Origin of the sequence: Enemella evansiae, from assembly GCF_004362375.1 — a bacterium.
In the GTDB taxonomy this organism is placed as follows: domain Bacteria; phylum Actinomycetota; class Actinomycetes; order Propionibacteriales; family Propionibacteriaceae; genus Enemella; species Enemella evansiae.
In genome coordinates, this window is the sequence record NZ_SNXA01000002.1 from 12,588 (window position 1) to 34,125 (window position 21,538).

The 21,538-nt window shown below is 69.4% G+C and carries 20 protein-coding genes; 9 read left to right on the forward strand and 11 right to left on the reverse strand.

Annotated features, from left to right (window positions below):
* Nucleotides 1–13: 13 nt before the first annotated feature.
* Nucleotides 14–1,726 carry an alpha-glucosidase gene (locus tag C8D81_RS00365; protein ID WP_094399536.1) on the forward strand — a complete coding sequence of 571 codons (1,713 nt, stop codon included), beginning with the start codon at nucleotides 14–16 and terminating at the stop codon, nucleotides 1,724–1,726.
* Here C8D81_RS00365 and C8D81_RS00370 read toward each other — a convergent pair.
* Genes C8D81_RS00370 through C8D81_RS00380 form a run of 3 tightly spaced genes read right to left on the reverse strand, consistent with a single transcriptional unit; the run spans nucleotide 1,709 to nucleotide 4,204 of the window.
* A complete protein-coding gene (locus tag C8D81_RS00370; RefSeq protein WP_094399534.1) occupies nucleotides 1,709–2,287 on the reverse strand; it encodes a dihydrofolate reductase family protein in 579 nt (192 codons plus the stop codon). The genes C8D81_RS00365 and C8D81_RS00370 overlap by 18 nt on opposite strands.
* On the reverse strand, nucleotides 2,284–3,201 hold the full coding sequence (locus C8D81_RS00375; RefSeq protein ID WP_094399532.1) for a helix-turn-helix transcriptional regulator: 918 nt from the start codon (nucleotides 3,199–3,201) through the stop codon (nucleotides 2,284–2,286). Before C8D81_RS00375 ends, C8D81_RS00370 begins: the two co-directional genes overlap by 4 nt.
* Before the next feature lie 25 nt (nucleotides 3,202–3,226).
* Nucleotides 3,227–4,204, reverse strand: a complete 978-nt coding sequence (locus C8D81_RS00380) for a sugar-binding transcriptional regulator (RefSeq protein ID WP_094399530.1) — start codon at nucleotides 4,202–4,204, stop codon at nucleotides 3,227–3,229.
* A gap of 97 nt (nucleotides 4,205–4,301) precedes the next feature.
* On the opposite strand from C8D81_RS00380, the gene C8D81_RS00385 reads away from it, so the two are divergent.
* Nucleotides 4,302–6,050: a glycerol-3-phosphate dehydrogenase/oxidase gene (locus C8D81_RS00385; RefSeq protein ID WP_324252394.1), complete on the forward strand. Its 1,749-nt coding sequence runs from the start codon at nucleotides 4,302–4,304 to the stop codon at nucleotides 6,048–6,050.
* An 11-nt stretch (nucleotides 6,051–6,061) separates the two neighbouring features.
* On the opposite strand, the gene C8D81_RS00390 is transcribed toward C8D81_RS00385, so the two are convergent.
* From C8D81_RS00390 to C8D81_RS00400, 3 genes are read right to left on the reverse strand one after another with little or no spacing between them, the layout of a single operon-like run.
* Entirely contained in the window at nucleotides 6,062–8,206 is a 2,145-nt protein-coding gene (locus C8D81_RS00390; protein WP_133625341.1) for a RecQ family ATP-dependent DNA helicase, read from the reverse strand.
* A gap of 9 nt (nucleotides 8,207–8,215) precedes the next feature.
* A complete protein-coding gene (locus C8D81_RS00395; RefSeq protein ID WP_094399526.1) occupies nucleotides 8,216–9,136 on the reverse strand; it encodes a hypothetical protein in 921 nt (306 codons plus the stop codon).
* Complete coding sequence (locus C8D81_RS00400) at nucleotides 9,133–10,119, reverse strand: Gfo/Idh/MocA family protein (RefSeq protein ID WP_133625342.1); 987 nt, start codon at nucleotides 10,117–10,119, stop codon at nucleotides 9,133–9,135. Before C8D81_RS00400 ends, C8D81_RS00395 begins: the two co-directional genes overlap by 4 nt.
* A gap of 86 nt (nucleotides 10,120–10,205) precedes the next feature.
* Between C8D81_RS00400 and C8D81_RS00405 the strand changes: the two genes are divergently transcribed.
* Nucleotides 10,206–11,018 (forward strand): IclR family transcriptional regulator, encoded by an 813-nt coding sequence (locus C8D81_RS00405; RefSeq protein WP_166646617.1) that lies wholly within the window; start codon nucleotides 10,206–10,208, stop codon nucleotides 11,016–11,018.
* A gap of 33 nt (nucleotides 11,019–11,051) precedes the next feature.
* On the opposite strand, the gene C8D81_RS00410 is transcribed toward C8D81_RS00405, so the two are convergent.
* The 3 genes from C8D81_RS00410 to C8D81_RS00420 all read right to left on the reverse strand — a co-directional run bounded on the left by C8D81_RS00410 (nucleotide 11,052) and on the right by C8D81_RS00420 (nucleotide 13,789).
* The gene (locus C8D81_RS00410; RefSeq protein WP_094431148.1) at nucleotides 11,052–11,936 is read right to left on the reverse strand and encodes a fumarylacetoacetate hydrolase family protein; all 885 of its coding nucleotides are present in this window, start codon (nucleotides 11,934–11,936) and stop codon (nucleotides 11,052–11,054) included.
* 22 nt (nucleotides 11,937–11,958) lie between these two features.
* A complete protein-coding gene (locus tag C8D81_RS00415) occupies nucleotides 11,959–13,317 on the reverse strand; it encodes an aspartate aminotransferase family protein (RefSeq protein WP_094431150.1) in 1,359 nt (452 codons plus the stop codon).
* Nucleotides 13,318–13,402: 85 nt separating this feature from the next.
* The gene (locus C8D81_RS00420; protein WP_094431152.1) at nucleotides 13,403–13,789 is read right to left on the reverse strand and encodes a RidA family protein; all 387 of its coding nucleotides are present in this window, start codon (nucleotides 13,787–13,789) and stop codon (nucleotides 13,403–13,405) included.
* A 49-nt stretch (nucleotides 13,790–13,838) separates the two neighbouring features.
* On the opposite strand from C8D81_RS00420, the gene C8D81_RS00425 reads away from it, so the two are divergent.
* Nucleotides 13,839–15,428 (forward strand): N-acyl-D-amino-acid deacylase family protein, encoded by a 1,590-nt coding sequence (locus C8D81_RS00425; protein WP_166646618.1) that lies wholly within the window; start codon nucleotides 13,839–13,841, stop codon nucleotides 15,426–15,428.
* Entirely contained in the window at nucleotides 15,425–16,252 is an 828-nt protein-coding gene (locus C8D81_RS00430) for an amidohydrolase family protein (RefSeq protein WP_133625345.1), read from the forward strand. Before C8D81_RS00425 ends, C8D81_RS00430 begins: the two co-directional genes overlap by 4 nt.
* Nucleotides 16,253–16,344: 92 nt before the next feature.
* Here the strand turns inward: C8D81_RS00430 and C8D81_RS00435 are convergent, their stop codons facing one another.
* The gene (locus tag C8D81_RS00435) at nucleotides 16,345–17,769 is read right to left on the reverse strand and encodes a hypothetical protein (RefSeq protein ID WP_133625346.1); all 1,425 of its coding nucleotides are present in this window, start codon (nucleotides 17,767–17,769) and stop codon (nucleotides 16,345–16,347) included.
* Between the two features lie 64 nt (nucleotides 17,770–17,833).
* Between C8D81_RS00435 and C8D81_RS00440 the strand changes: the two genes are divergently transcribed.
* Nucleotides 17,834–18,091, forward strand: coding sequence for a hypothetical protein (locus C8D81_RS00440; protein ID WP_133625347.1), 258 nt, complete (start codon nucleotides 17,834–17,836; stop codon nucleotides 18,089–18,091).
* A 171-nt stretch (nucleotides 18,092–18,262) separates the two neighbouring features.
* On the forward strand, nucleotides 18,263–18,652 hold the full coding sequence (locus C8D81_RS00445; protein WP_094399512.1) for a hypothetical protein: 390 nt from the start codon (nucleotides 18,263–18,265) through the stop codon (nucleotides 18,650–18,652).
* Here C8D81_RS00445 and C8D81_RS00450 read toward each other — a convergent pair.
* Nucleotides 18,639–19,523 carry a CPBP family intramembrane glutamic endopeptidase gene (locus C8D81_RS00450; protein WP_094404813.1) on the reverse strand — a complete coding sequence of 295 codons (885 nt, stop codon included), beginning with the start codon at nucleotides 19,521–19,523 and terminating at the stop codon, nucleotides 18,639–18,641. The genes C8D81_RS00445 and C8D81_RS00450 overlap by 14 nt on opposite strands.
* A gap of 116 nt (nucleotides 19,524–19,639) precedes the next feature.
* Here C8D81_RS00450 and C8D81_RS00455 point away from each other — a divergent pair, with 116 nt between their 5' ends.
* Both C8D81_RS00455 and C8D81_RS00460 read left to right on the forward strand, forming a co-directional pair.
* Nucleotides 19,640–20,776 (forward strand): sensor histidine kinase, encoded by a 1,137-nt coding sequence (locus C8D81_RS00455; RefSeq protein ID WP_094431162.1) that lies wholly within the window; start codon nucleotides 19,640–19,642, stop codon nucleotides 20,774–20,776.
* The gene (locus tag C8D81_RS00460) at nucleotides 20,773–21,405 is read left to right on the forward strand and encodes a response regulator (RefSeq protein WP_267489865.1); all 633 of its coding nucleotides are present in this window, start codon (nucleotides 20,773–20,775) and stop codon (nucleotides 21,403–21,405) included. The genes C8D81_RS00455 and C8D81_RS00460 overlap by 4 nt, the downstream gene beginning before the upstream one ends.
* Nucleotides 21,406–21,538: the final 133 nt, after the last annotated feature.

A 21,538-nucleotide genomic window follows, 5' to 3' on the forward strand; every position in this document is an offset into this window, starting at 1 on the left:
GTAGGTTGGGGGCATGAGTTCGGCATTCGTCGTCCCCGCCCATCGCGCAGACCCCGACTGGTGGCGCAGTCAGGTCGTCTACCAGATCTATCCGCGCTCCTTCGCCGACTCCGACGGCGACGGTATCGGTGATCTGCGCGGCATCATCGACCACCTGGACCACCTGGCCGACCTCGGGGTCGGGGTGGTCTGGCTGAGCCCGATCTACCGCTCGCCGCAGGACGACAACGGCTACGACATCTCCGACTACACCGATGTCGACCCGATGTTCGGCAGCCTGGCCGATCTGGACGAGCTGATCGCCGGGCTGCACGAGCGCGGCATCGCGCTGGTGATGGATCTGGTGGTGAACCACACCTCCGACGAGCATCCCTGGTTCGTCGAGTCCCGCGATCCCGATTCGCCGAAGCGGGACTGGTACTGGTGGCGTCCGCCGCGGGTCGCCGAGGACGGTACGCCGCTGCCGCCGACCAACTGGGAGTCGGCGTTCTCGGGGTCGGCCTGGGAGTTCGACGAGGCCTCCGGTGAGTACTACCTGCACCTGTTCAGCCGCAAGCAGCCGGACCTGAACTGGGAGAATCCCGAAGTGCGCAAGGAGATCCACGCGATGATGCGGTGGTGGCTGGACCGCGGCGTGGACGGCTTCCGGATGGATGTCATCAACTTCATCTCCAAGACCGAGCCGCTGGTCGACGGGCCCGAGATCCCGGGGCGGGCCTGTTCGCCGGCGTTTCCGATGGTTGCCGACGGCCCGCGGATGCATGAGTTCCTGCACGAGATGTATGCCGAGGTGCTGGCCGGCCGGAATCTGATCACGGTGGGGGAGATGCCCGGGGTCACCGTCGCCGAGGCCCGGCGCTACACCGCCGCGGATCGCCACGAGCTGGACATGGTGTTCACCTTCGAACACGTCGCCCTGGATGTCGGTGCCACCAAGTGGGACCGGGTGCCGATTTCCCTGCCGGTGTTGAAGAAGAACCTGGCCAGCTGGCAGGAGGGGCTGGCCGACGAGGGCTGGAACTCGCTCTACTGGGACAACCACGACCAGCCGCGCGCGGTCTCCCGGTTCGGCGATGACGCACCCGAGCACCGGGTCGCCTCGGCCAAGACGCTCGCCACGGTGCTGCATCTGCACCGTGGTACGCCATATGTCTATCAGGGCCAGGAGATCGGCATGACCAATGCCGGTTTCACCGAGATCGGCCAGTACCGCGACATCGAGGCGCTCAACCATCACGCGGAGGCGGTTGCCGGTGGTGCCGACCCCGAGGTGCTGCTCGCTCAGCAGGCCGTGCAGACCCGGGACAATGCGCGCACCCCGATGCAGTGGGACGATTCCGCCTCGGCGGGGTTCAGCTCCGGCACCCCGTGGATCGGCGTGAATCCCAACCACACCGAGATCAACGTCGCCGCCCAGGCTGGAGACCCCGACTCGGTGCTCGCGCACTACCGGGAGCTGATCGCGCTGCGACGCAGCGAGCCGGCGATCGTCGACGGCCGTTTCGAGCTGCGGTACGCCGACGACGAGCAGCTGTGGGTGTTCACCCGCAGCACCGACACCACCGTGCTCACCGTGCTGGCCAACTGCTCCAGTGACCCGGTGGCCGTCCCGACCGACCTGGCCGCCGAGCTGACCGATGCCGAACTGCTGCTCGGCACGCACGACAAGCGTTCCCCGGATTCCCTGCAGCCATGGGAATCCCGCCTGCTACGCAGCGCCCGCTGAGCGCGGGCCGACGGGTCGGTAGGTGGCGGTCAGGAAGGTACCGCTGCGCCCCGAGCTGACCAGTTCCAGGTCGAACGGCACGGGGAACAACGGTTTCCCGGCGCCCAGGGTGACCGGTGCGATGGACAGCAACAACTCGTCCAGCATGCCGGCGGTGGCGAACCGGGTCGCGAGCTCACCGCCACCGACCACCCAGACGTCCTTGTCGCCCGCGAAGCGCTCCAGTTCCGTCCGGAAGTCGGCCGGTTCGCCCGCGACCAGGCGTACCGTGTCGGTGGCCGGTGTCAGGTCGCGATGGGTGAAGACGAAGCAGGGTTGGGAATACGGCCAGTCCTCACCCGAGGCGGCCAGGTGGTCCAGCACCCACTGATAGGTCGCCGCGCCCATCACCAGCACACCGATCTCGGCGATGAAGTCCTCATAGGCAGGGATGCCGCCCGGTTGGTCCGGTTGCTCGGTGGCGGGGGTCTCCGGTTGGCTGAGCAGCCATTCCAGCGAATCGTCGGGGTCGGCGAGATAACCGTCCAGGGTGGTCGCGGTGTAGTAGCGGTAACGGGTCACGAGGTTCCTCCGGTGTGTCGGCGATGCCAGATGATCGGATCGGGATCGGGCCCGGGCGCGGCGCCGAGGGTGCGCAGCATCCAGCGGGCGAGTTGTCGGCGGTGGGCGGAGAAGGTCAGCGAATGCGCGACGATCTCGGACAGCAGGAAACTCTCCGGCGGTTCACAGATCGCGTCGATGATCCGGTCGTTCCAGGCCTGCCGCTGATCGATGTCGGCGATCAGCCGCAGCCAGCGCTCGGACACCGCGCGGTGCCTCGCGTCCAGGCCGGCCACCTCGGATTCGCCGTCCAGCTTCGGTTCCTCGGCGCCCTTGATGGCGGCCAGCCACGGCTCGTTCGCCAGTGCCAACTGGCGCAGCACCTGCCACAGCGTCTCCTCCGGACCGGCCCAGTCGAGGCTCGCACCCGCGGGTTGCAGCACCCGATGCAGATCCTCGGGCGCCACATCGCAGGCACATTCCAGCAGGGCAGCGACATCCCAGCTGTCGTGTTCGACCAGGATCGCCAGCACCCCGGAACCGACACCCGGTGGACCGTGCACCCACAGCGCGGTCGGGGAGTGGAAGTGGATCCCGTTGGCCGATGCGAGCCAGTGCCCGCGCGCGTCGTCGACCGGTGTCTGGCTGGGTGCGAACCCGTACGCCCGCCGGTACGCCCTGGTGAAGCCGTCCACCGAGTCGTAACCGGCATCGAACGCCGTATCGGTCACCGACGCCCCGCGCTGCAATCGCCAGGCGGCCCGCTCCAGCTCGATCCGCCGGCGCAGCGCCACCGGTGACTCACCGGCCAGTCGGGTCACCTCGCGGCTGAAATGGAAGGGTGAGGAGTGCGCCGCGGCGGCCATTCCCGCCAGCGAACCCTCACCGTCGAGCACGGCATCGAGCAGCTCGCGCAGGCGGTCCCGTCCGGTCATGGCATCAGTATCACCGCCCGGGCCGTCAGCGCACCCGACCGTTCTTGCTCGGTGCTGCCGCCCGCAGCAGCTCCCTGGCGGTGCTCTCGTCGATCACCAGGTCGGTCGCCACCCGGGCACGCAACGCCGCCAGGGTGGCGCGCACCTTGTGCCGCCCCGAGACCACACAGACCCGCCGCCCGATCGTCTGCAACTGCGCCGGGGTGGGACCGGAGGCGCGATCGTTGATGTCCAGATCGGCGTACGAGCCATCGGCCCGCAGCAGCACCGTGCAGACATCGCCGACGACACCGCCGGCGCTCAACTCGGTCATCGTGTCCTGATCCAGATAACCGGAGGTGTAGACGTGGCTGGGTCGGGGCCCGGCCAGACTGCCCACCCCGAAGAGGGCCAGGTCGCACTCGGCCTGCCGGGACAGCACACCGGCGATGCTGCGCTCCCGCCACAGCGCCCGCTTGGTCTCGGCATAGTCGAAGAACGCGGGCACCGGGAACCAGTGCACCTGGGCGTCGAAGGCTTCCGCCGCGGTGGACAGAATGCTTTCCGAATAGGGGATCCCGGAGGTGGTGGTGTTCGCCGACCCGTTCAGCTGGACGATCGAGACGCCCGGGGTCGGGGTCCGTCGCAGCCGGGAGGCGACCGCGGCCACCGTGCTGCCCCAGGCCATCCCGAGCGTGCTGCCCGGACGGACCAGCGACTCCACCAACCGCGCCGCCGCCGTCGTCACCTGGTCCAACCGCTGCTCATCGGTGGCGCTGGCCCGGGTCGGCACCAGGTGGGCGCGGATGCGGAGGGTACGCCGCAGTCGCGCGGCGAGCTCGGAGTCGCCACCGGGCCGGGGTCCGAGCGTGATCCGCACCCAGCCCTCGGCGCGGGCGGTGGACAGCAGCCGGGACACCGTGGACCGGGAGACCCCCAACTGGGTCGCGATCGACTCCATGGTCTCGTTCTGCAGGTAGTAGAGCTCCGCGGCCCGATAGGCCTCCTCATCACGTCCGTCCATCCGACACCCGCCTTCCTGCACGTTTGTGCACCAGTGTTGCTCGTTCGTGCAGGGCGGGCAAGGATGGGAACACGAACCCCGACCTGGAGGAGTGACCGTGGAGTCCACCAGCCTGAACCGCGCATCCCGACTCGCCGCGCTCTCGGCGATGTCCGACGACGAGGGCCTGGACGTGCTGGTCGTCGGCGGCGGTGTGACCGGCGCCGGGATCGCGCTCGATGCCGCGACCCGCGGGCTGCGTACCGGGATCGTCGAGATGCAGGACTGGGCCCAGGGCACCTCGTCGCGGTCCAGCAAGCTGGTGCACGGCGGACTGCGCTATCTCTACAACCTCGATTTCGCGCTGGTGCACGAGGCGCTGCGGGAACGCGGCCTGCTGCTGGCGCGGACCGCACCGCACCTGGTCAAGGCCCAGCCCTTCCTGTGGCCGTTGAAGATGCCGGTGATCGAGCGCTCCTATTCGGCGGTCGGCGTCGGGCTCTACGATGTGATGGCCCGGGCCGGCGCCAAGGGCCACCCGGTCCCGCCGCAGCGCCACTACACCAAGGCCGGCGCCCTGGCGGTCTTCCCCGACATCAAGCCGGAGCAGCTGACCGGCGCGATCCGCTACTTCGACGCCCGGGTGGACGATGCCCGGCTGGTGCTCGGCCTGGTCCGCACCGCCGTCGGCTATGGGGCGTACGCCGCCTCCCGCACCCAGGTCGTCGACTTCACCCGCAACGAGCGCGGCCGGGTCACCGGTGCGCTGGTCCGCGATCTGGAGACCGGCGCCGAGCACACCATCCGTGCCAGCCGGATCATCAACGCCACCGGGGTCTGGACCGAGCAGTCCGAGCAGCTCGCCCTCGACGGCGACGCCAGCGACGGCAGCCTGAAGGTCCTTGCCAGCAAGGGAATCCACCTGATCTTCGACAAGGATCGGATCAAGGGCGACACCGGGTTGTTCCTGCGTACCGAGAAGTCGGTGCTGTTCATCATCCCGTGGCAGCGCTACTGGATCGTCGGGACCACCGACACCGCCTGGCACCAGGCCCGCCAGCATCCGGTGGCCACCACCGCCGACATCGACTACGTGCTCGAACACGCCAACGAGGTGCTGGCCAGCAACCTGACCCGCGACGACATCATCGGCACCTACGCCGGGCTGCGGCCGCTGCTGCAGCCGACCGCCAAGGACGGCGGCGACGGTGACACGAAGTCGACCAAGGTCTCCCGCGAGCACACCGTCGCCGAGGTCGCCCCCGGCCTGTCGGTGATCGCCGGTGGCAAGCTGACCACCTATCGGGCGATGGCCGAGGACGCGGTCGATTTCGCGCTCGGTCCGCAGATGGCCGCCGGGCTGCCGTCGGTGACCGCGCAGACCCCGCTGGTCGGGGCCGCCGGTCTGGAGGCGGCCAGTCGACTGTTCGCCAACCAGGCAAGGGAATTCGGCTGGGACGAGGATCGGGTCGAGCACCTGCTCGGCCGCTACGGCACCGAGGTGTCGGTGCTGCTCGAACTGATCGCCGACCACCCCGAGTGGGCCGAACCGATCCCCAGCGCGCCCGCCTACCTCAAGGTGGAGGCCGCCTTCGCGGTGCTGCACGAGGGCGCCCTGCACCTGGAGGACATCCTCAACCACCGGATCCGGCTCAGCTACGAGACCCGCGACCGCGGGGTGTCCGCGCTGGCCGACCTGTCCGCGATCGTGGCCCCGCTGCTCGGCTGGGACGAGCAGGAGGTGCGCCGGGAGCAGGACTCCTATCGCGCGGTCGCCGCCGCCGAGGACGCCGCGGAGGAGGAGCAGACCGACGCCGCCGCGGAGAGCATCCGGCTGCAGGCACCCGACCTGGTGCCCCTGGTCTGACCCGGTGACGGCTAACCGGCGAGGCCCAGCGCGAACGGCAGCACCGCCGGGGCCCCGGCGAGCCGCAGCTCGCGGGCGGCGACGGTCAGCGTCCAGCGGGAGTCCACCAGGTCGTCGACCAGCAGCACCGGCCCGGACAACCGGCCCAGCTCGGTGCGCTGCTCCGGCGTCAGTTCGAAGCGCTCCCACACCGAGGCCAGCCGATAGGCGCTGTTGCCGGGTGCGGTCGCCGGCACACCCGGCCGGGGCGCCAACACACCGAGATCGGTGAGCCGCCCCAGCCGGGCCAGCCCCTCGGCCAGTGAGCGGACCAGCCGCGGCCGGCTCAGCGAACCCACCGACATCACCGCCACCGGCCGCTCGGCCCAGTCCCACTCCCGCAGCACCTCGACACAGGCCCGGGCCAGCGATTCGGGCACCTCGGCATCCACCGGTCGACCCTGCTCATCGGTGCTGAACAGCTGCCGCAGCGCCGCACCGTGCCCCAGATCGGTGAGCCGCGCGATCGCCCGGCCCTCGGCGTAGGCCTCCTCCGCCGCGATCCGGCCCTTGACCGGCACCGACAACCGGTCCATCCCCGACGGCCACTGGGTGCGCGGCTCGATCGGTACGCCGACCCGGGCCAGCCCGGCATCGGCCCGCTCCGCCCAATCGGTCGGCACCTCGGTGGCGTACCAGACCGGTTCACCGGCCGCGCGCAGGCAGTTGTCGCAGCGTCCGCACGCGGCGGAGGTCGGATCGTCGAGCTGCCGGGTGAGGAACTCCATCCGGCACATCGGGCCCTGCTCGAAGTCGATCATCGCCTGCTGCTCGCGTTCCCGGGCCTCGGCGATCCGGTCGTAACGCTCCTTGTCGTAACTCCAGCCCCGGCCGGTGAGCTGCCAGCCGCCGCTCACCTTCTCCACCGCACGGTCGACCGCGAGCACCTTCAACAGCAGCTCCAGCGGGGACCGGCGCAGATCCACCCGTGCCTCCAGCGCCGGCACGCTGAGCGGCTTCCCGGCCTGTTCCAGCGCACCGAGCACCTGGCCCACCTTGTGCTCGGTCGGCATCGAGGTGGTGGCGAAGTAGCGCCAGATGTCTTTGTCCTCGGTCCCGGGCAGCAGCAGCACGTCGGCGCGTTCGGTGGCGCGGCCGGCGCGGCCCACCTGCTGGTAGTAGGCGACCGGGGAACTGGGTGCGCCGAGATGCACCACGAAACCCAGATCGGGCTTGTCGAAGCCCATCCCGAGCGCGCTGGTGGCGACCAGCGCCTTCACCTCGTTGTTCTTCAGCGCCTGCTCGGCGGCCTCCCGATCGGCCGGGTCGGTCCGGCCGGTGTAGGCCAGCACCCGGTGACCGGCGTCGGCGAGCAGCCGCGCGGTGTCCTCGGCGGCCGACACGGTGAGCGCGTAGATGATGCCCGAACCGGGCAGCTCGGTCAGGTGGGCGAGCAGCCAGCCGAGCCGCTGCCGCGAGGTCTGCAGCCGGAGCACACCCAGCCGCAGCGAATCCCGGGCCAGCGCCCCGCGCAGGGTGAACACCTCGGCGCCGTCGCTGCCGAGCTGTTCGGCGACATCGGTGACCACCCGCTCGTTGGCGGTGGCGGTGGTGGCGAGCACCGGGACACCGGGCGGCAGCTGGGTGATCAGCTCGGCGATCCGGCGATAGTCGGGCCGGAAGTCGTGGCCCCAGTCGGAGATGCAGTGCGCCTCGTCCACCACCAGCAGGCCGAGGTCGGGGATCAACCGGGGCAGCACGGTGTCGCGGAAGCGCGGATTGGTCAGCCGCTCGGGGGAGACCAGCAGCAGATCGAGATCACCGGCCCCCAGCCGCTCGATGATCTCGTCCCACTCCGTCGGGTTGGCGGAGTTGATGGCGGCGGTGCGCACCCCGGCCCGCTCGGCCGCGGCGACCTGGTCGCGCATCAGCGCCAGCAGCGGTGAGACGATCAGCGTCGGGCCGGCACCCGCACGGCGGCGCAGCAGGCTGGCGACGAAATAGACCGCCGACTTGCCCCAGCCGGTGCGCTGCACCACCAGCGCCCGCCGGCGATCCCGGACCAGCGCCTCGATCGCCTCGAACTGGCCGTCCCGGAACTCCGCAGCGGGATTGCCGGTCAGCCGGCGCAGCACCTCGAGGGCGGAATCGTGCAGGGTCTCTTCGGTGACAGCCATGCCCCCAAGTTAAACGCTGCCCACCGACATCGAGCTGACCACTGCACCGGTCGCGATCGACTCGCGGATCATCGCCACCCGTGCGGCCGAATCGACGAGCACGTCGAAACCGGCCCCGCCACCGGTGGCGATCAGGCTGAGCTGCCGGGCCATCGGGGTGGTGGTCAGCGGGATCCGCTCGATCCGGTTGGTGTAGAGGGTCATCAGCGGTGAGGCGAGATCCACGAACGCCTGGCCGTGGCTGGCCAGCAGCCGATAGCGGTGCACGCTCTCCGGGACGCCGGGGCGCGGCGAGCCGATCATCGCGGTGAAGATGCAGCCGTCCCGCCAGGTGCCGGAGAGGGTGACGCTGGAGCCGCATTCGACCGCGTGCAGGGTCAGCTCCCCGGCCGGCACGAACTGCGAGATCAGATCGAGTACGCCGGCGGTCAGCCAGGGCAGCGCCCAGGTCCCTTCGGTGACATCGGCATTGCCGGCCAGCAGTTCGGCGTGGATGGCGTGGATCAGCCCGAACCGGCCGCCGGCGACCGAGGCGAGCAGCGGGGTCACCGCGGCGTGGTGCCGCCACGGGGTCAGCGGACGCAACCGGTCGGCGTACGCCAGGCCGCGCAACCGCTCGACCTGTTCCCGGTCGGTGCCGATCAACCGGTCCGCGGCCACCATGCCCGCCCGGCCCAGCTCGGGGGTGCCGAGCAGCGTCTCGGGATGCAGGGTGCCGACGACCAGATCGGTGTCGCCGAGCTGCCCGGGATCCAGCACCCGGGTTCCGAGTTGCTCGGCCAAGCCGGCGGCGTCGCCACCGCCGAGGGCCAGCACCCCCTTCAGGGCCAGCTCGGGACATTGTTCGGCCGCCGGGCCGAGGACCGCCGGAATCCGTTCCGGGGAACCGGGCCGGCCGTCATGGGCCAGGACCACCGACTCGAGCCTCATCGGGCCACCTCCTCGACCCGGTTGCTGCGGGCCGCTCGGGTCACGGCATCCGCCACCGCGACGGACTGGACCGCATCGGACAGCGACGGATTCACCGGCCGACCATCGAGGATGGCGTCCGCCCAGGAATCCAGCTGCAGCCGGAACGGGTCGTTGAACGCCGCCGCCAGCGGGCCGCTGGCCTCGTCGGTGAACGCCACCCCGCCGTCGGAGGACCAGGCGCGGACCAGGCTGCCCGCGCTGCCCTGGACGACCACCTCGAACAGGGCGGTCGCCCGCGGCCGTTCACCCCGGGAGATCTCACAGATCGCCGAGGCGCCGGATTCGGCGACCAGGGTCGCCACCAGTGCGTCGTCGATCGCCAACCGGCCCGAGGTGAGCTGCTGGCCGAGCGCGCTGGCCCTCACGATCGGCGAGTGCAGCCACCACGAGGCCAGGTCATAGAGGTGTACGCCGTTGTGCAGCGCATGCCCGCCGGAGCGCTGATGGTCGAGCACCCAGCCCTGCCAACCGGGCCAGATCCACCCGCCGGTGATCGCGATCCGGATCGCCTCGATCGTGCCGAGCGCACCGCTGGTGATGCAGTCCTGCACCGCCCGGCCGAGATCGGTGTGCCGATGCACGTGCCCGGCCTGGAAGACCAGTCCGGCGGCGGCGAAGGCGTCGGTCATCGCCCGCGCGCTCACCGGTTCGAGCGCGATCGGCTTCTCGATCAGCACATGCTTGCCGTGCCGACAGGCCGTCATCGCCAGGTCGACGTGGGTGTCGTTGGGCGTGCAGACGATCACCGCATCCACCTCGGCCGAGGAGATCAGCGCCTCCGCATCGGGCATGGCGACACCACCCCAGCGGGAGATGAAACGCTGCGCCGCCTCGGGTGCCCGGTCGTGGATCGCGGTGAGCGTGGTACGCGGACTGCCGGCGATGGCTCCCGCATGGGAATCGGCGATGAAACCGGTCCCGATGATGCCGACCCTGATCAAGGGGTCCTCCCGTCGGTTGTTTCGGTATCGTGTCGAGCAACGTGGCACACCGTGCCATGTGGATCTCTTCGGCGATTGGAGTGCGGATGGCGACGTCCACCCAGGGGCGCAGCGCAGCCAACTATCACACCCAGGCGCTCTCCCGTGGTCTGCGGCTGCTGCAGCTGATCGGCGCCCATCGCGGCCCGATGACGCTGGCGGAGCTGCACGAGAGCAGCGAATTGCCCAAGAGCACGCTGGTCCGGTTGCTCAGTGCCCTGGTCCAGGAGGATTTCCTGGTCCGGGTGGACGAGCAGCCCTCCTATCGGCTGGGTCATCAGGTGATGGCGCTCTCCCAGGCCTACCTGGGTGGTCTGGATGTCAGCGCGCTGGCGCACGACGAGCTGACCGACCTGGCCCGCCAGTCCCGGCAGACCGCCAACCTCGCCATCCTCGACGGCACCGAGGTGCTGCACGTGGCCGTGGAGCGCCCCGACCGGGCGCTGCGGTTCGATGCCACCGTCGGTTCGCACGGGCCGGCCTGGTGCACCGCGCTGGGCAAGATGCTGCTGTCGGATCTGGCGCCGGAGGATGTCGAGCGGCATGTCCCCGACGAACCGTGGGCGACCCCGACCGGGCGGACCGCCGCCGACCTGGCGGCACTGCGCCGCGACCTGGGTCGGATCCGCCGTCGTGGCTACGCCTTCGATGACAACGAGTACGCCGAGGGGCTGTCCTGCCTGGCGGTGCTGGTCACCGACGACCGGGGCACGATCGGCGCGTTGAGCCTGTCCGGTGCCTCCGGTGAGTTCGCCGGGCCGGCGCAGAAGCGGTTGCTGCAGCAGCTCTCCGACAGCGCCCAGCAACTGGGCAGCAATCCGGCGATGGTGGATGCGCTGCGGGCGGTCGCGCGCGACTGACGCCGCCGGTCTGAAGCACTCCATTCGTACGCCTCAGCTCGCCCGGTCCGTCTTGGCGCGGATCGGGGTGGTGAGATCGCCGATGCCGCCGATCGATGCGGTCATGGTGTCCCCGTCAACCAGGAAGGTGCCGGTGCTGGCACCGACCCCGGCCGGGGTACCGGTCATGATCAGGTCGCCGGGGGAGAGGGTGCAGAGCCGGGAGCAGAAGGCGATCAGCTCGGCGCAGCTGTGGATCATCGCACCGGTGCTGGACTGCTGTTTCAGCTCCCCGTTCACGGTCAGGGTCAGCTCCAGTGCCTGCGGGTCGATGATCTCGTCGGCGGTCACGATCCACGGGCCGATCGGCGCGGCCCCATCGGCCCATTTCCCTTCCAGCCAATCGAAGAAGCCGACCCAGGCGTTCTCGGTGTCCCGCTCGAAGCCGAGCGCGAGTTTCCGCAGCGAGATGTCGTTGCCGACGGTGTAGCCGAACACGTGCTCGAGCGCGTTCTCGACCGCGATGTCCCGGCCGCCGCGGCCGATCACCACGGTCAGTTCGGCCTCCCAGTCGGCCCCGGCGGAGATCTCGGGGATCTCGAAGACATCACCGGGCCCGGCCAGCGAGGTGTGTGGCTTGGTGAAGATCTTGGGGCTGGTCCGCGCGGGGTCGACCAGTTGCCCACCCCCCTCGTCGATGTGGGCCTGGTAGTTCGAGGCCGCACAGAGGATCTTCGGCGGGTCGAGCAGCGGTGCGACCAGGGTGGCCTCGTCGAGTCGTAGTCGGTCCCCGGTGTTGCGGACCGGCGGGGTTCCGTCGGAGCCCAACGCGATCAGGGCCGACAGGTCCCCGGGGCCGAGGTCGTCGATCAGCTCGTCGTCACCGAGCCTGCCGTGACGAAGCTCGTCGTCGGAGGTGCGATAGCTGCACAGGCGCATGGTTTCCTTACTCGGTGTGGTTTCAGGCGGTCTGTCCGGTCGGCGCCAAGGACCCGGTCCGGGGCAGTTCACCTGCTGCCGCCAGTGTCTCAGCCGTGTCCCGGGCCGCTGCCAGGGCACCCTCGATGTCGGCCTCGGTGAACGCCCCGGACACGTGGTTGCGCTTCATCGCCATCGGCAGCAGCAGGTGGCCGCGGTCGATCATGCCGCGCAGGTAGGCGTGCGAGGCGGCGCGGTCCAACGCCACCAGGTCGCGGTAGCCCAGGGCCTGGTCGATGCCGAAATAGATGGTGAACGTGCCCCCGTGGCCGGCGACCGTGGCCCGCACCTCGGTCTCGGCGAAGATCTGCCGCAGCCCGCTGCGCATCCGTTCCCCGAAGGCGTAGGTGCGGTCATAGAAGTCCGGATGTTCTTGCAGATAACCGATCGTGGCCAGGCTGGCGGCGCAGGAGACCGGATTGCCGTTGAAGGTTCCCATCACCGACACGTCGCCGCCCTTGGCGGGATCGGCCTGCCGCATCACCCGTTCCGGGCCGCCGACGCCCGCTGTGGCGTACCCGTTGCCCATCGCCTTGCCGAAGGTCGTCAGGTCGGGGGTGATGCCCGCGATGCTCTGATAGCCGCCGAGGGCGTGCCGGAATCCGGTGATCACCTCATCGAAGATCAGCAGGGCGCCGCGGTCGCTGGTCAGTTCCCGCAGGCCGGCCAGGAATCCGTCGGTGGGCAGCAGGGCACCGACGTTGTGCGGGATGGGTTCGACGATCACCGCCGCGATCTGGTCGGGATGTTCGTCGAAGAGCCGACGGATCGAGTCGAGGTCGTTCCATTCGGCGATCAGGGTGGCGGCCAGCACCTCGGGCAGGATCCCCGCCGAGATCGGATCGTCGCCGTATTCCCGGCCCGGGGCGGAGATCACGTTGCGGGCCACCGCATCGGACCAGCCGTGGAAACCGCCCTGCACCTTGATGATCAGCCGCCGGTCGGTGTGGGCCCGGGCGATCCGCAGGGCGTACGCCACCGCCTCGCTGCCGGTGTTCACCAGCAGGGTCTGCTCGATGCTCGGGATGGTCCGGGCGAGCAGTTCGGCGAGCTGCACCTCGGTCTCGGTGACCCCGTAACCGACCAGATCCACCCCGTCGCGGCTGGCCGCCACGGCGTCGTCGACGATGGGGTGTCGATGGCCGAGCAGGATCGCGCCGAAGGCGGCGTGGAAGTCCAGATAGCGCCGGCCGTCGGCGTCGACGACGTACGCCCCCTCGGCATCGGCCAGGCTGAGCGGGGCACCGTTGGCGCGGGTGCCGGAGTTCACCCCACCGGGGATCACCGCACGCGCCCGATCCCAGATTCCCTGTGATCGTGGGGATTCGCTGGTGCCACTCATCAAGACCTCGACTTCGTCGTAGTGCAGGAGGTCGCGTGGTGGAACCCTCGCGACACATTCATGAAATGCTATTCCACGCCAGCGGTCAAGCGTTCCGGCCGAGATGGGCGATCGCGTCGATCTCCACGCGCACGTCGGGATGGCCGAAGGCGACCACCACCGTGGTCCGCGCCGGCGGCAGCTGTGGGAAGCGGCGGGCATAGATCTCGTTGAAGCGGGTGAAGTGCAACGCGCTGCCGAGCCAGGCGTTCACCTTGACCACATCGCCGAGGCCGGCGCCGCCGGCTTTCAGGATCGCCTCGACATTGTCCAGGGTGAGCTCCACCTCCTGGGCGAAGTCACCGACCAGCACCGAGCCGTCGGGACGGCTGGCGACCTGGCCGCTGACGAAGATGAAGTCACCGGCGCGCATGCCGGGGGAGAGTGGTACCGGCGGGGCCGGGATGTCGGCGGGATGGACGGCTTCGGCCATGGAGACTCCTCTGGCGGGATCGAACGGTCATGGAATAGAGTTCCACATTATGCCCACCGGTGTTCCCCCGCCAGCAGCGTCGCTGCTGCTCCGCGGCGGCCGTGTGATCGACGGCACCGGGGCGCCGGCGATCCCGGCAGAGGTGTTGATCACCGATGGTCGGGTCGCGGGGTTGCTGCCACCGGGGACCGCGGTCGATGCCGAGGTGGTGGAGGTCGCCGGCAAGATCGTCTGCCCCGGGTTCGTCGACATCCACACCCATTCGGATCTGACCCTGCTCTCCGATCCCCGCGGGCAGAGCAAGGTGCGCCAGGGGGTGACCACCGAGGTGGTCGGCAACTGCGGGCTCGGTGTGGTGCCCCGGCCCGCTGCGGACCCGGTGGGCATGCGCGCGGCGGTCGCCTATCTCGACCTGGATCCCGCGGTACGCCTGGACCAGACCGATCTGACCGGTTACCTGGACGCGCTGGAGCGGGTGGGGCCGGCGCTGAACGTGGCGGCGCTCGTCGCGCACCTGCCGCTGCGCTGGGGCGTACGGCAGGGGGTGGCGGGGCCGGTCACCGACACCGAGCTGACGCGGATGCGGGACCTGCTCGCCGAGGCCCTCGATCAGGGCGCGGTCGGGTTGTCGACCGGATTGATCTATCCGCCACTGCAGCACGCCGATCATCGAGAACTGTGTGGGCTGGCCGAGGTGGTCACCGAGCGGGACAAGCTGTTCGCCTGGCACATCCGGGACTACACCGATGGGTTGCTGGAGTCGGTGGCCGAGGTGCTCGCGGTCGCTCGCGAGACCGGGTGCCGCACCCAGATCTCGCATCTGATGTCGGTCGGGCGGCGGAACCGCGGTGTCGTCGGTGAGGCGCTGGCGATGATCGACCGGGCTCGGTCCGATGGGTTCGATATCGGCGTGGACATCTATCCCTATCTGGCCGGCAACGCCCCGCTGGCGCAGTTGCTGCCGGGTTGGCTGCCGGTGGGTGGGCAGCGGGCGGTGCTGCTGCGGGACCCGGCGACCCGGCAGCGGATCGCGGCCGAATGGGAGCACAATCCGGTCGGATGGGACGAGATCATGATCTGCGCGATGCCCGGGGAGGATCAGTCGCTGGTCGGTCGGATCCTCGACGAGAGTGCCGCCGAGCTGGGGCGCCCGGCTGCCGAACTCGCCCTCGATCTGCTTGCTGAGCACGACAATGCGGTGATGATGGTCGCCTTCGGCCGCGCAGAGGAGGATCTGCGACAGGTGCTCGCCCATCCGGCGACCGTGGTCGCCTCCGATGGGCAGGCGTTGGCCGATACCGGGGCGACCGCTGGCGGCGTACCCCATCCGCGCAGCTTCGGCTGCTTTCCCCGCTATCTCAGCGAATTCGCGCCCGATCTGGTCGAGGGGGTACGCCGCTGCACGTCGGCGCCCGCGGATCGGGTCGGACTGGATCGCGGCCGGATCGCGGTGGGTGCGGTCGCGGATCTGGTGGTGCTCGATCCGCAGCGGCTCGCCGACCGGTCCAGCTTCACCAGGCCACGGATGGAGCCGGCGGGGATCGAGCTGGTGCTGGTCGGCGGCCGGCCGGTGGCGGCCGATGCGGAACCGGGGAACGGAACAGGAGCAGTGATTCGGATGACGAAGGGAACTCGATGATCGACGTCCACACCCACGCGCAGCTGTCGGAGCACTGGGGGTGCGAGTGGCACGACCACTGGCAGCCGATCTATGGCCACGAATGGGTCGACACCACCCCGGAGGCATACGACGCCGCGATGCAGGGGGTCGACCTGGCGTTGGTCTTCGGCATCCGGGCGACCGCGGTCGGGATGACCTCGCCGCATGAATACATCGCGGACTTCTGTCGGCGGACGACGACGAACACGATCGGCTTCATGGCTCTGGATCCGACCGATGACGACGTGTTGGAGCAGCTCGCCGATGGGGTGGCGCACGGGTTGCGGGGGATCAAGCTCTATCCGGTGCTGGCACTGTTCGACCCGCGCGACGAACGCTTCGACCCGTTCTATCGGGCCGTGGAGGAGGCCGGGTTGGTGCTGCTCTGGCACATGGGTGCGACCCCCTCACCGGTGGGCAGGCTCGAGGTTTCCAACCCGCTGGTCGTGGACGAGGTCGCCCGCCGGCACCCCGGGATCACCCAGATCATCGCCCACATGGGGCATCCCTGGCAGCGCGAGACGATCGCGGTGATCCGCAAGAATCCGCGCGTGTTCTCCGACGTGTCGGCCGCCTGGGCGCGGCCGGCGGACGGGCGCCGCGCGCTGATCCGGGCCCAGGAGTGGGATGTGGTGAACAAGTTGCTGTTCGGCTCGGACTATCCGATCTGGACCCCGGCCCAGGCCCGGGAGGGATTGCTGGAACTCCATGCCGACAAGACCCCGGGGCTGCCACCGATCGCCGATGAGACGGTCGACTGGTTGCTCAACGGTGACCCGCGGGCGGCCCTCGGCCTCGCCTGACGGTGGTCACCTCGGCTGAGCGGGCGTCCCATCCACGTTCCTCGAGTAGGTCGCGCAGCGACCGTGTCGAGAGGAACCGCGAGGTAGGTTGCTCATCTCGACACGCTCGGCATTGCTCCGCTTCGCTGCGCATGCCGAGCTACTCGATGAGCGTGCGGAGTCACCCGGAAAACTAGCCTGGGTTGGGAATCAGGGCAGGCTGGGACTCCGGCGGAGCCGGCTTCTTCGGGCGCTTCGCCTGCTTCGCGGACTGCTCCGATGCGGTTCGCTGCGTCGGTCTGGTCGCGGGCAGCTTGGCGTAGGTCGCGGAGGCGTTGTGCTTTGCGGGCGCGGCGGAGTCGCTCGCGTTCGCGGGCTTCGTCGGCTGCTTGTTCGGCTTCGGCCTGTTCCTTCTCCAGCTGGGTTCGCCCGTTGCCGAGGGTGTCGCGGAGGAGTTGCTCGGTCCGGGACAGGGACGCGGCCGGGTCGTTGATCAGGTGATCGGGCGGTGGATGCTCCCAGGTCCCGTGGCGGCTGACCCAAGCCTCCTGCCCTGCCGGTGTTCGCCAGTGGAACACCCCCGGGGAGGGTTGCTCGAGGGTGAATCCGGCGTGGGTTCTGGCGCGGTGGGCTGACCGGTTCAGCGGCCCCAGGTTGTCCGAGCTTGTCGGCCCCTCCGGTGCGGGAATGGTGTGATCGAGGTCGATCCCGCGGCCGAACGCACTGCGATTCGATCGGGGGAACATCACATACCGGTCGCGCAGTTTGACCCGCTGCGCTAACTCGTCGGAGGGCCGGTGGGTGTTCACCATCACCGGCGCGGCCAGGTCGATCACCGGCCGCACCTTCACGGTCCCACCGCACTGTGCCAGCAGCTCCTTCAGATGCTGGAGGGTGACCGGTCCGAGCGCGTCGCCTTCACCACCGCGGCCATTCGCGAGGTCTCGGGAGTTCATGTGCAGGATCAATTCGGCACCGTGACGGCAGCGCTCGGAGGTGGGTGTGACGATCTCACCGTGCTTGTTGACCACATCACCACCAGGGGTGACGGTCGCGCCATCGAACAGCGAGGGTTGCAGCAGTTGCCGGGCCCGTTCCGGGTGGGCCAGATGGCCGAGGGCTTCGGCGCGGAGCTCGTCACGGCCGGCGGTGGACCCGCCGGCTTTCAAGACGTCGGCGAGGCGGTCGAGGGTGCCGTTCAACTGTGCGGCGTCACCGGCGTCGAGGTTGGCGTAGAGGTCGGTGATCCCCGGGGTGTTCCGGCTGGGGGTGAACTCGACGCGGCGTTGCTTCTTGGCGGCCTGGCGTTCGGCTTCTTTGTCGTCGTTGAGAATCAACGCGACCTGGGCCTCGGTCGTCGCCACCGCTCGTTTCGGGGTGAGGTTGACCAGCCGGAGTGACCAGAGGGAGTCGAATTCGCGGGCCTGGGTGAAGTTCAAGTGCAGGGCGGCGCGGGAGATGTCGCGGGCGACCCAGACGGGGATGTCGCAGTCCAAGGTGGCCTGCCACAGGATCGGATGCCGATGCCGCAGATTCAATACGTCGGCGGTCCAGACCTGCGGCGGTCTCCGGTGAACTGCCCAGCGACATCGCCAACTCGAGGTGGAAGAACTCGGTGATGCCGGGCGTACCGTCCGCGCCGGGGAACACGAGCTGTTCACCGTGCAGCACGCGGGCGGTGAGTTCGTCGGTGTGGGTGTTGAGTCCGGAGTAGGTGTCGCAGGCGGCGGCGATCCCGACGAGCCGGTGTGCTTCGGCCTGGGCGATGGTGTCGCTTTCGGCGCGGATCGCGGCGAAGACCTGGGCTCGTTCGGTGGTCATCTGTGGTCACCTCCTCTCATCTGCTACATCCAACATTAGTCATCGTGTTCGAATAACTCAAGAGGTTTGAGGAGATTTTTTCTGGTTCATCTCGACACGGTCGCTGCGCGACCTACTCGATGAACGGGGTACTGGTCGCTGCGCGACCTACTCGATGAACGTGGGTACTGGTCGCTGCGCCCTGGTCGATGAACGTGGGACGATCAGGGTATGACCGGGGCACGGATCCGTCAGGCGAGTGAGGCCGATGCGCCGCTGGTCGCGGCCCTGGTGATCCAGGCCGCCCGGGCGGAGGGGCTCGAACCGGGCCAGGGATTCATGGACCGGTTCGTCGACGCCTGGCGGGAATACCGCGACCAGCACCCGGCCTGGTGGGCCGAACTCGACAACCAGCATGCCGGCCTGCTGCTCACCGCCCGGATCCGACCACTGCCGTGGCCCGGGCGTACCGGCGGGGGAGAGCTGCGCGCCGAACGCCTCTTCGTGCCCGACGCCTACGCCGACCGCGGTGTCGCCGACGCACTGCGCGCGGCCGCCCGGGACTGGGCGACCGCGCGCGGCATGGACTGGTACGACCTGGCGGACCTCAGCGATCGATGATCACCCGGTCACCGCGATAGCCACGCAGCACGACGAACCCCGCCAACAGCAGCACCAGACCGGTGACCACCCAGAAGTACCGTCCCTCGGGTGCCAGCCCGGAGAACTGGCCGATCAGGTTCGATACATGGAAACCCGCGTGTACGCCGACCGCGGACCAGATCGATCGGGTGCGCAGCATCAGGGCCGCGGCCAGGAACCCGAACCCGAGCGGGATCAGCAGATAGAGCAACCGGTCCACCAGATTCTGCTGACCGCCCTTGGAGACCAGGTGAATCACCGCGAACAGACCGGCCGAGGCCAGCGCGGCCACCCGGGGCCGCTCCGCCAGGGCCTGCATCAGATAACCCCGGAAGAACAGCTCCTCCGGAATCCCCTGCAGCAGGAACGCCCGGATCAGTGCCAGCGCGATCGTTGCCGCGATCATCCCGGTCGACAGCAGGTCCGGCGGCAGTGTCACTCGCTGAGTCTGGCCGACCAGCAGACCGCCCCACATGACGAGCTGGCCGATCACGACGACGATCAGCAGACCGAGTCCGAGCGCCGGCAGGCTGTGCCGGGTCCAGACCAGGCCGATCCGCCGCAGCGGGGCGCGGTCGACCAGGCGCATCAGCAGTGCGATCACCCCGAGCACCGCGACGGTGACCAGCAGTGCGCCGCCGAGATTCGACAGCACGACCAGCAGCAGATTGTTCGGATCGGACATCGCCGCGGTGACCCCGGGGATGGCGCTGTAACCGAGCTGGACGACCATCACGGTCGCCATGAACAACACCGGTACCAGCACGGCGCGCAGCCAACCGGGGAGTCGTGGTTTCTTCGTGCTGGCATTGGTTTCGGACGGGTTGGGAGTTTCGATGATTGCAGGCATGACTCCACCGTGCCGCGGAGCGACCGCCGGATCCGCTGGCCCGGGTCACGACCCCGCCCCCGAAACCATGACCACGGTCACTCCTCGACCGGGCCCGGGGTCCCTAGGCTGAAGCCATGAAAATGTCACGCCGGATGCTGGTGCTGCTCGATGTGCTCGTCGGCGTGCTCGTGCTGTTCAACGTGGTCACCTCGCTCGCGGCCCAGCGACAGTACTTCTGGTTGCTGGTGACCGGCTGTGTGGGCAGTGTCCTGGTCGCGCTGTGCTGGATCGCGTGGCGGGTGTGGCGAGACCCTCGGCTGCTCCAGTTGATGCTGATCGCCTCCGCGCTGGCCGCGGTCGGTGGTGGCGGTGCGGTGCCGTTGCTGCTCACCCTGTTGTCGATCAGTCTGGTCATCGCCAGCAACGGTCTCTGGTACGGCATCGCAGGTCTCGCGGTCTACGCTCTGGTGGCGACCGTGACGATGGTCCTCGTCCAACGCAGCTTGGCATTCCTGCTGCTCGAACTCGTTTCGCTGACCGTCCTCGGCGGGCTCGGGCTGGTGCTCGGGCAGTTGCTCCGCGAACTGGCCGCCGAACGGCGTACCAACCAACGGCTCCTCGGCGAACTCCGCGCCGCCACCCATGTGGAGAAGGAGCTGATGCTCGCCGACGAACGCGCCCGCTCGGCCCGCGAACTGCACGACGGGCTCGGACATCGGCTGACGCTGATCGGGATGAGTCTTGAGTACGCCGAACGGATCCACGAGCGCGAACCCGGGGCGGCGTACGCCGAAGTCGGCCAGGCCTGCGAACAGGCCCGCGATGCGATGGCATACATGCGGCGCTGGGTCCGGGCACTGAACCCACCGCGCGAGGCGAATCTCTCCGGAATCGCTGCCTTCGAAGCGATCGCGGACAGCTTCCGCGGCACCGGACTGGAGGTGGTGGTACGCCAGCGCGGCATCGAGCAGCCACTCGGCCACGCCGCCTCGCTCTTCGCCTACCGGCTGGTGCAGGAGGGGCTGACGAATGTGCTGCGGCACTCCACCGCCGACCGGGTGGAGATCACCGTGCACTGGCGCGACCGGGGCGTCGAGATCGAGATCGGCGACAACGGCGCCGAACGCGGTACCGAACTCGCGGAAACCCAACCCGGCTTCGGGTTGCGGTCGTTGGCCGAGCGCGCCGAGCAGCTCGGCGGCAGCTTCTCCGCCCGCAGCGACGCACGCGGTGTGGTGCTCACCGGGAGCCTCCCGGAGGCCGCCGCGTGACCATCCGATTGTTGGTCGTGGACGATCAGCAGCTGCTGCGCCGCGGACTGCGGATGCTGTTGGAGACCGCCGACGGTCTCCAGGTCGTCGGCGAGGCGGCCGACGGCCGGGAGGCGCTGGCGGTGCTGCCGCGCTGCCGTCCCGATGTCGTGCTCACCGATGCCCGGATGCCGGGAATGGACGGCCTGGAACTCGTTGCGGCACTGGCCGAACGCCATCCCGGCCTGCCGGCGCTGGTGCTCACCACCTTCGACGACGAGGCCGTGGTGCTCGGCTCGCTGGGTGCGGGCGCGGCCGGTTTCCTGCTCAAGGACGTCTCCACCGACCGGCTCGCCGAGGCGATCCGCGAGGTGGCCACCGGGGGTGTGGTGATCGATCCTCGGATCGCCCGGATCGCCTTGTCCGGTGGAGAATCCGCCGACCGAAACGATCCGCTGGCGGCGCTCACCCGGACCGAACGGCTGGTCGCCGAACGAGTGGCCCGCGGTCTCACCAATGCCGAGATCGCGGCCGAGCTGGTGCTCGCCGAGGGCACCGTCAAGAACCATGTCTCCACCCTGCTCCGCAAACTCGAGCAGCGCGATCGCACCGGGCTCGCGCTGGTGCTGCACCGGGCGTTCGGCGGCTGACTCGTCTGGACGCCTGCTCATCTCGACACGCCTGTTCATCTCGACACAGTGAGGATGGTGGTGGGGGTCCGGTGGCCTTGGGGATGATGTCTTTGGGGTCTGGGTTGTTCGTTTGACCGATCTCGACACTGGC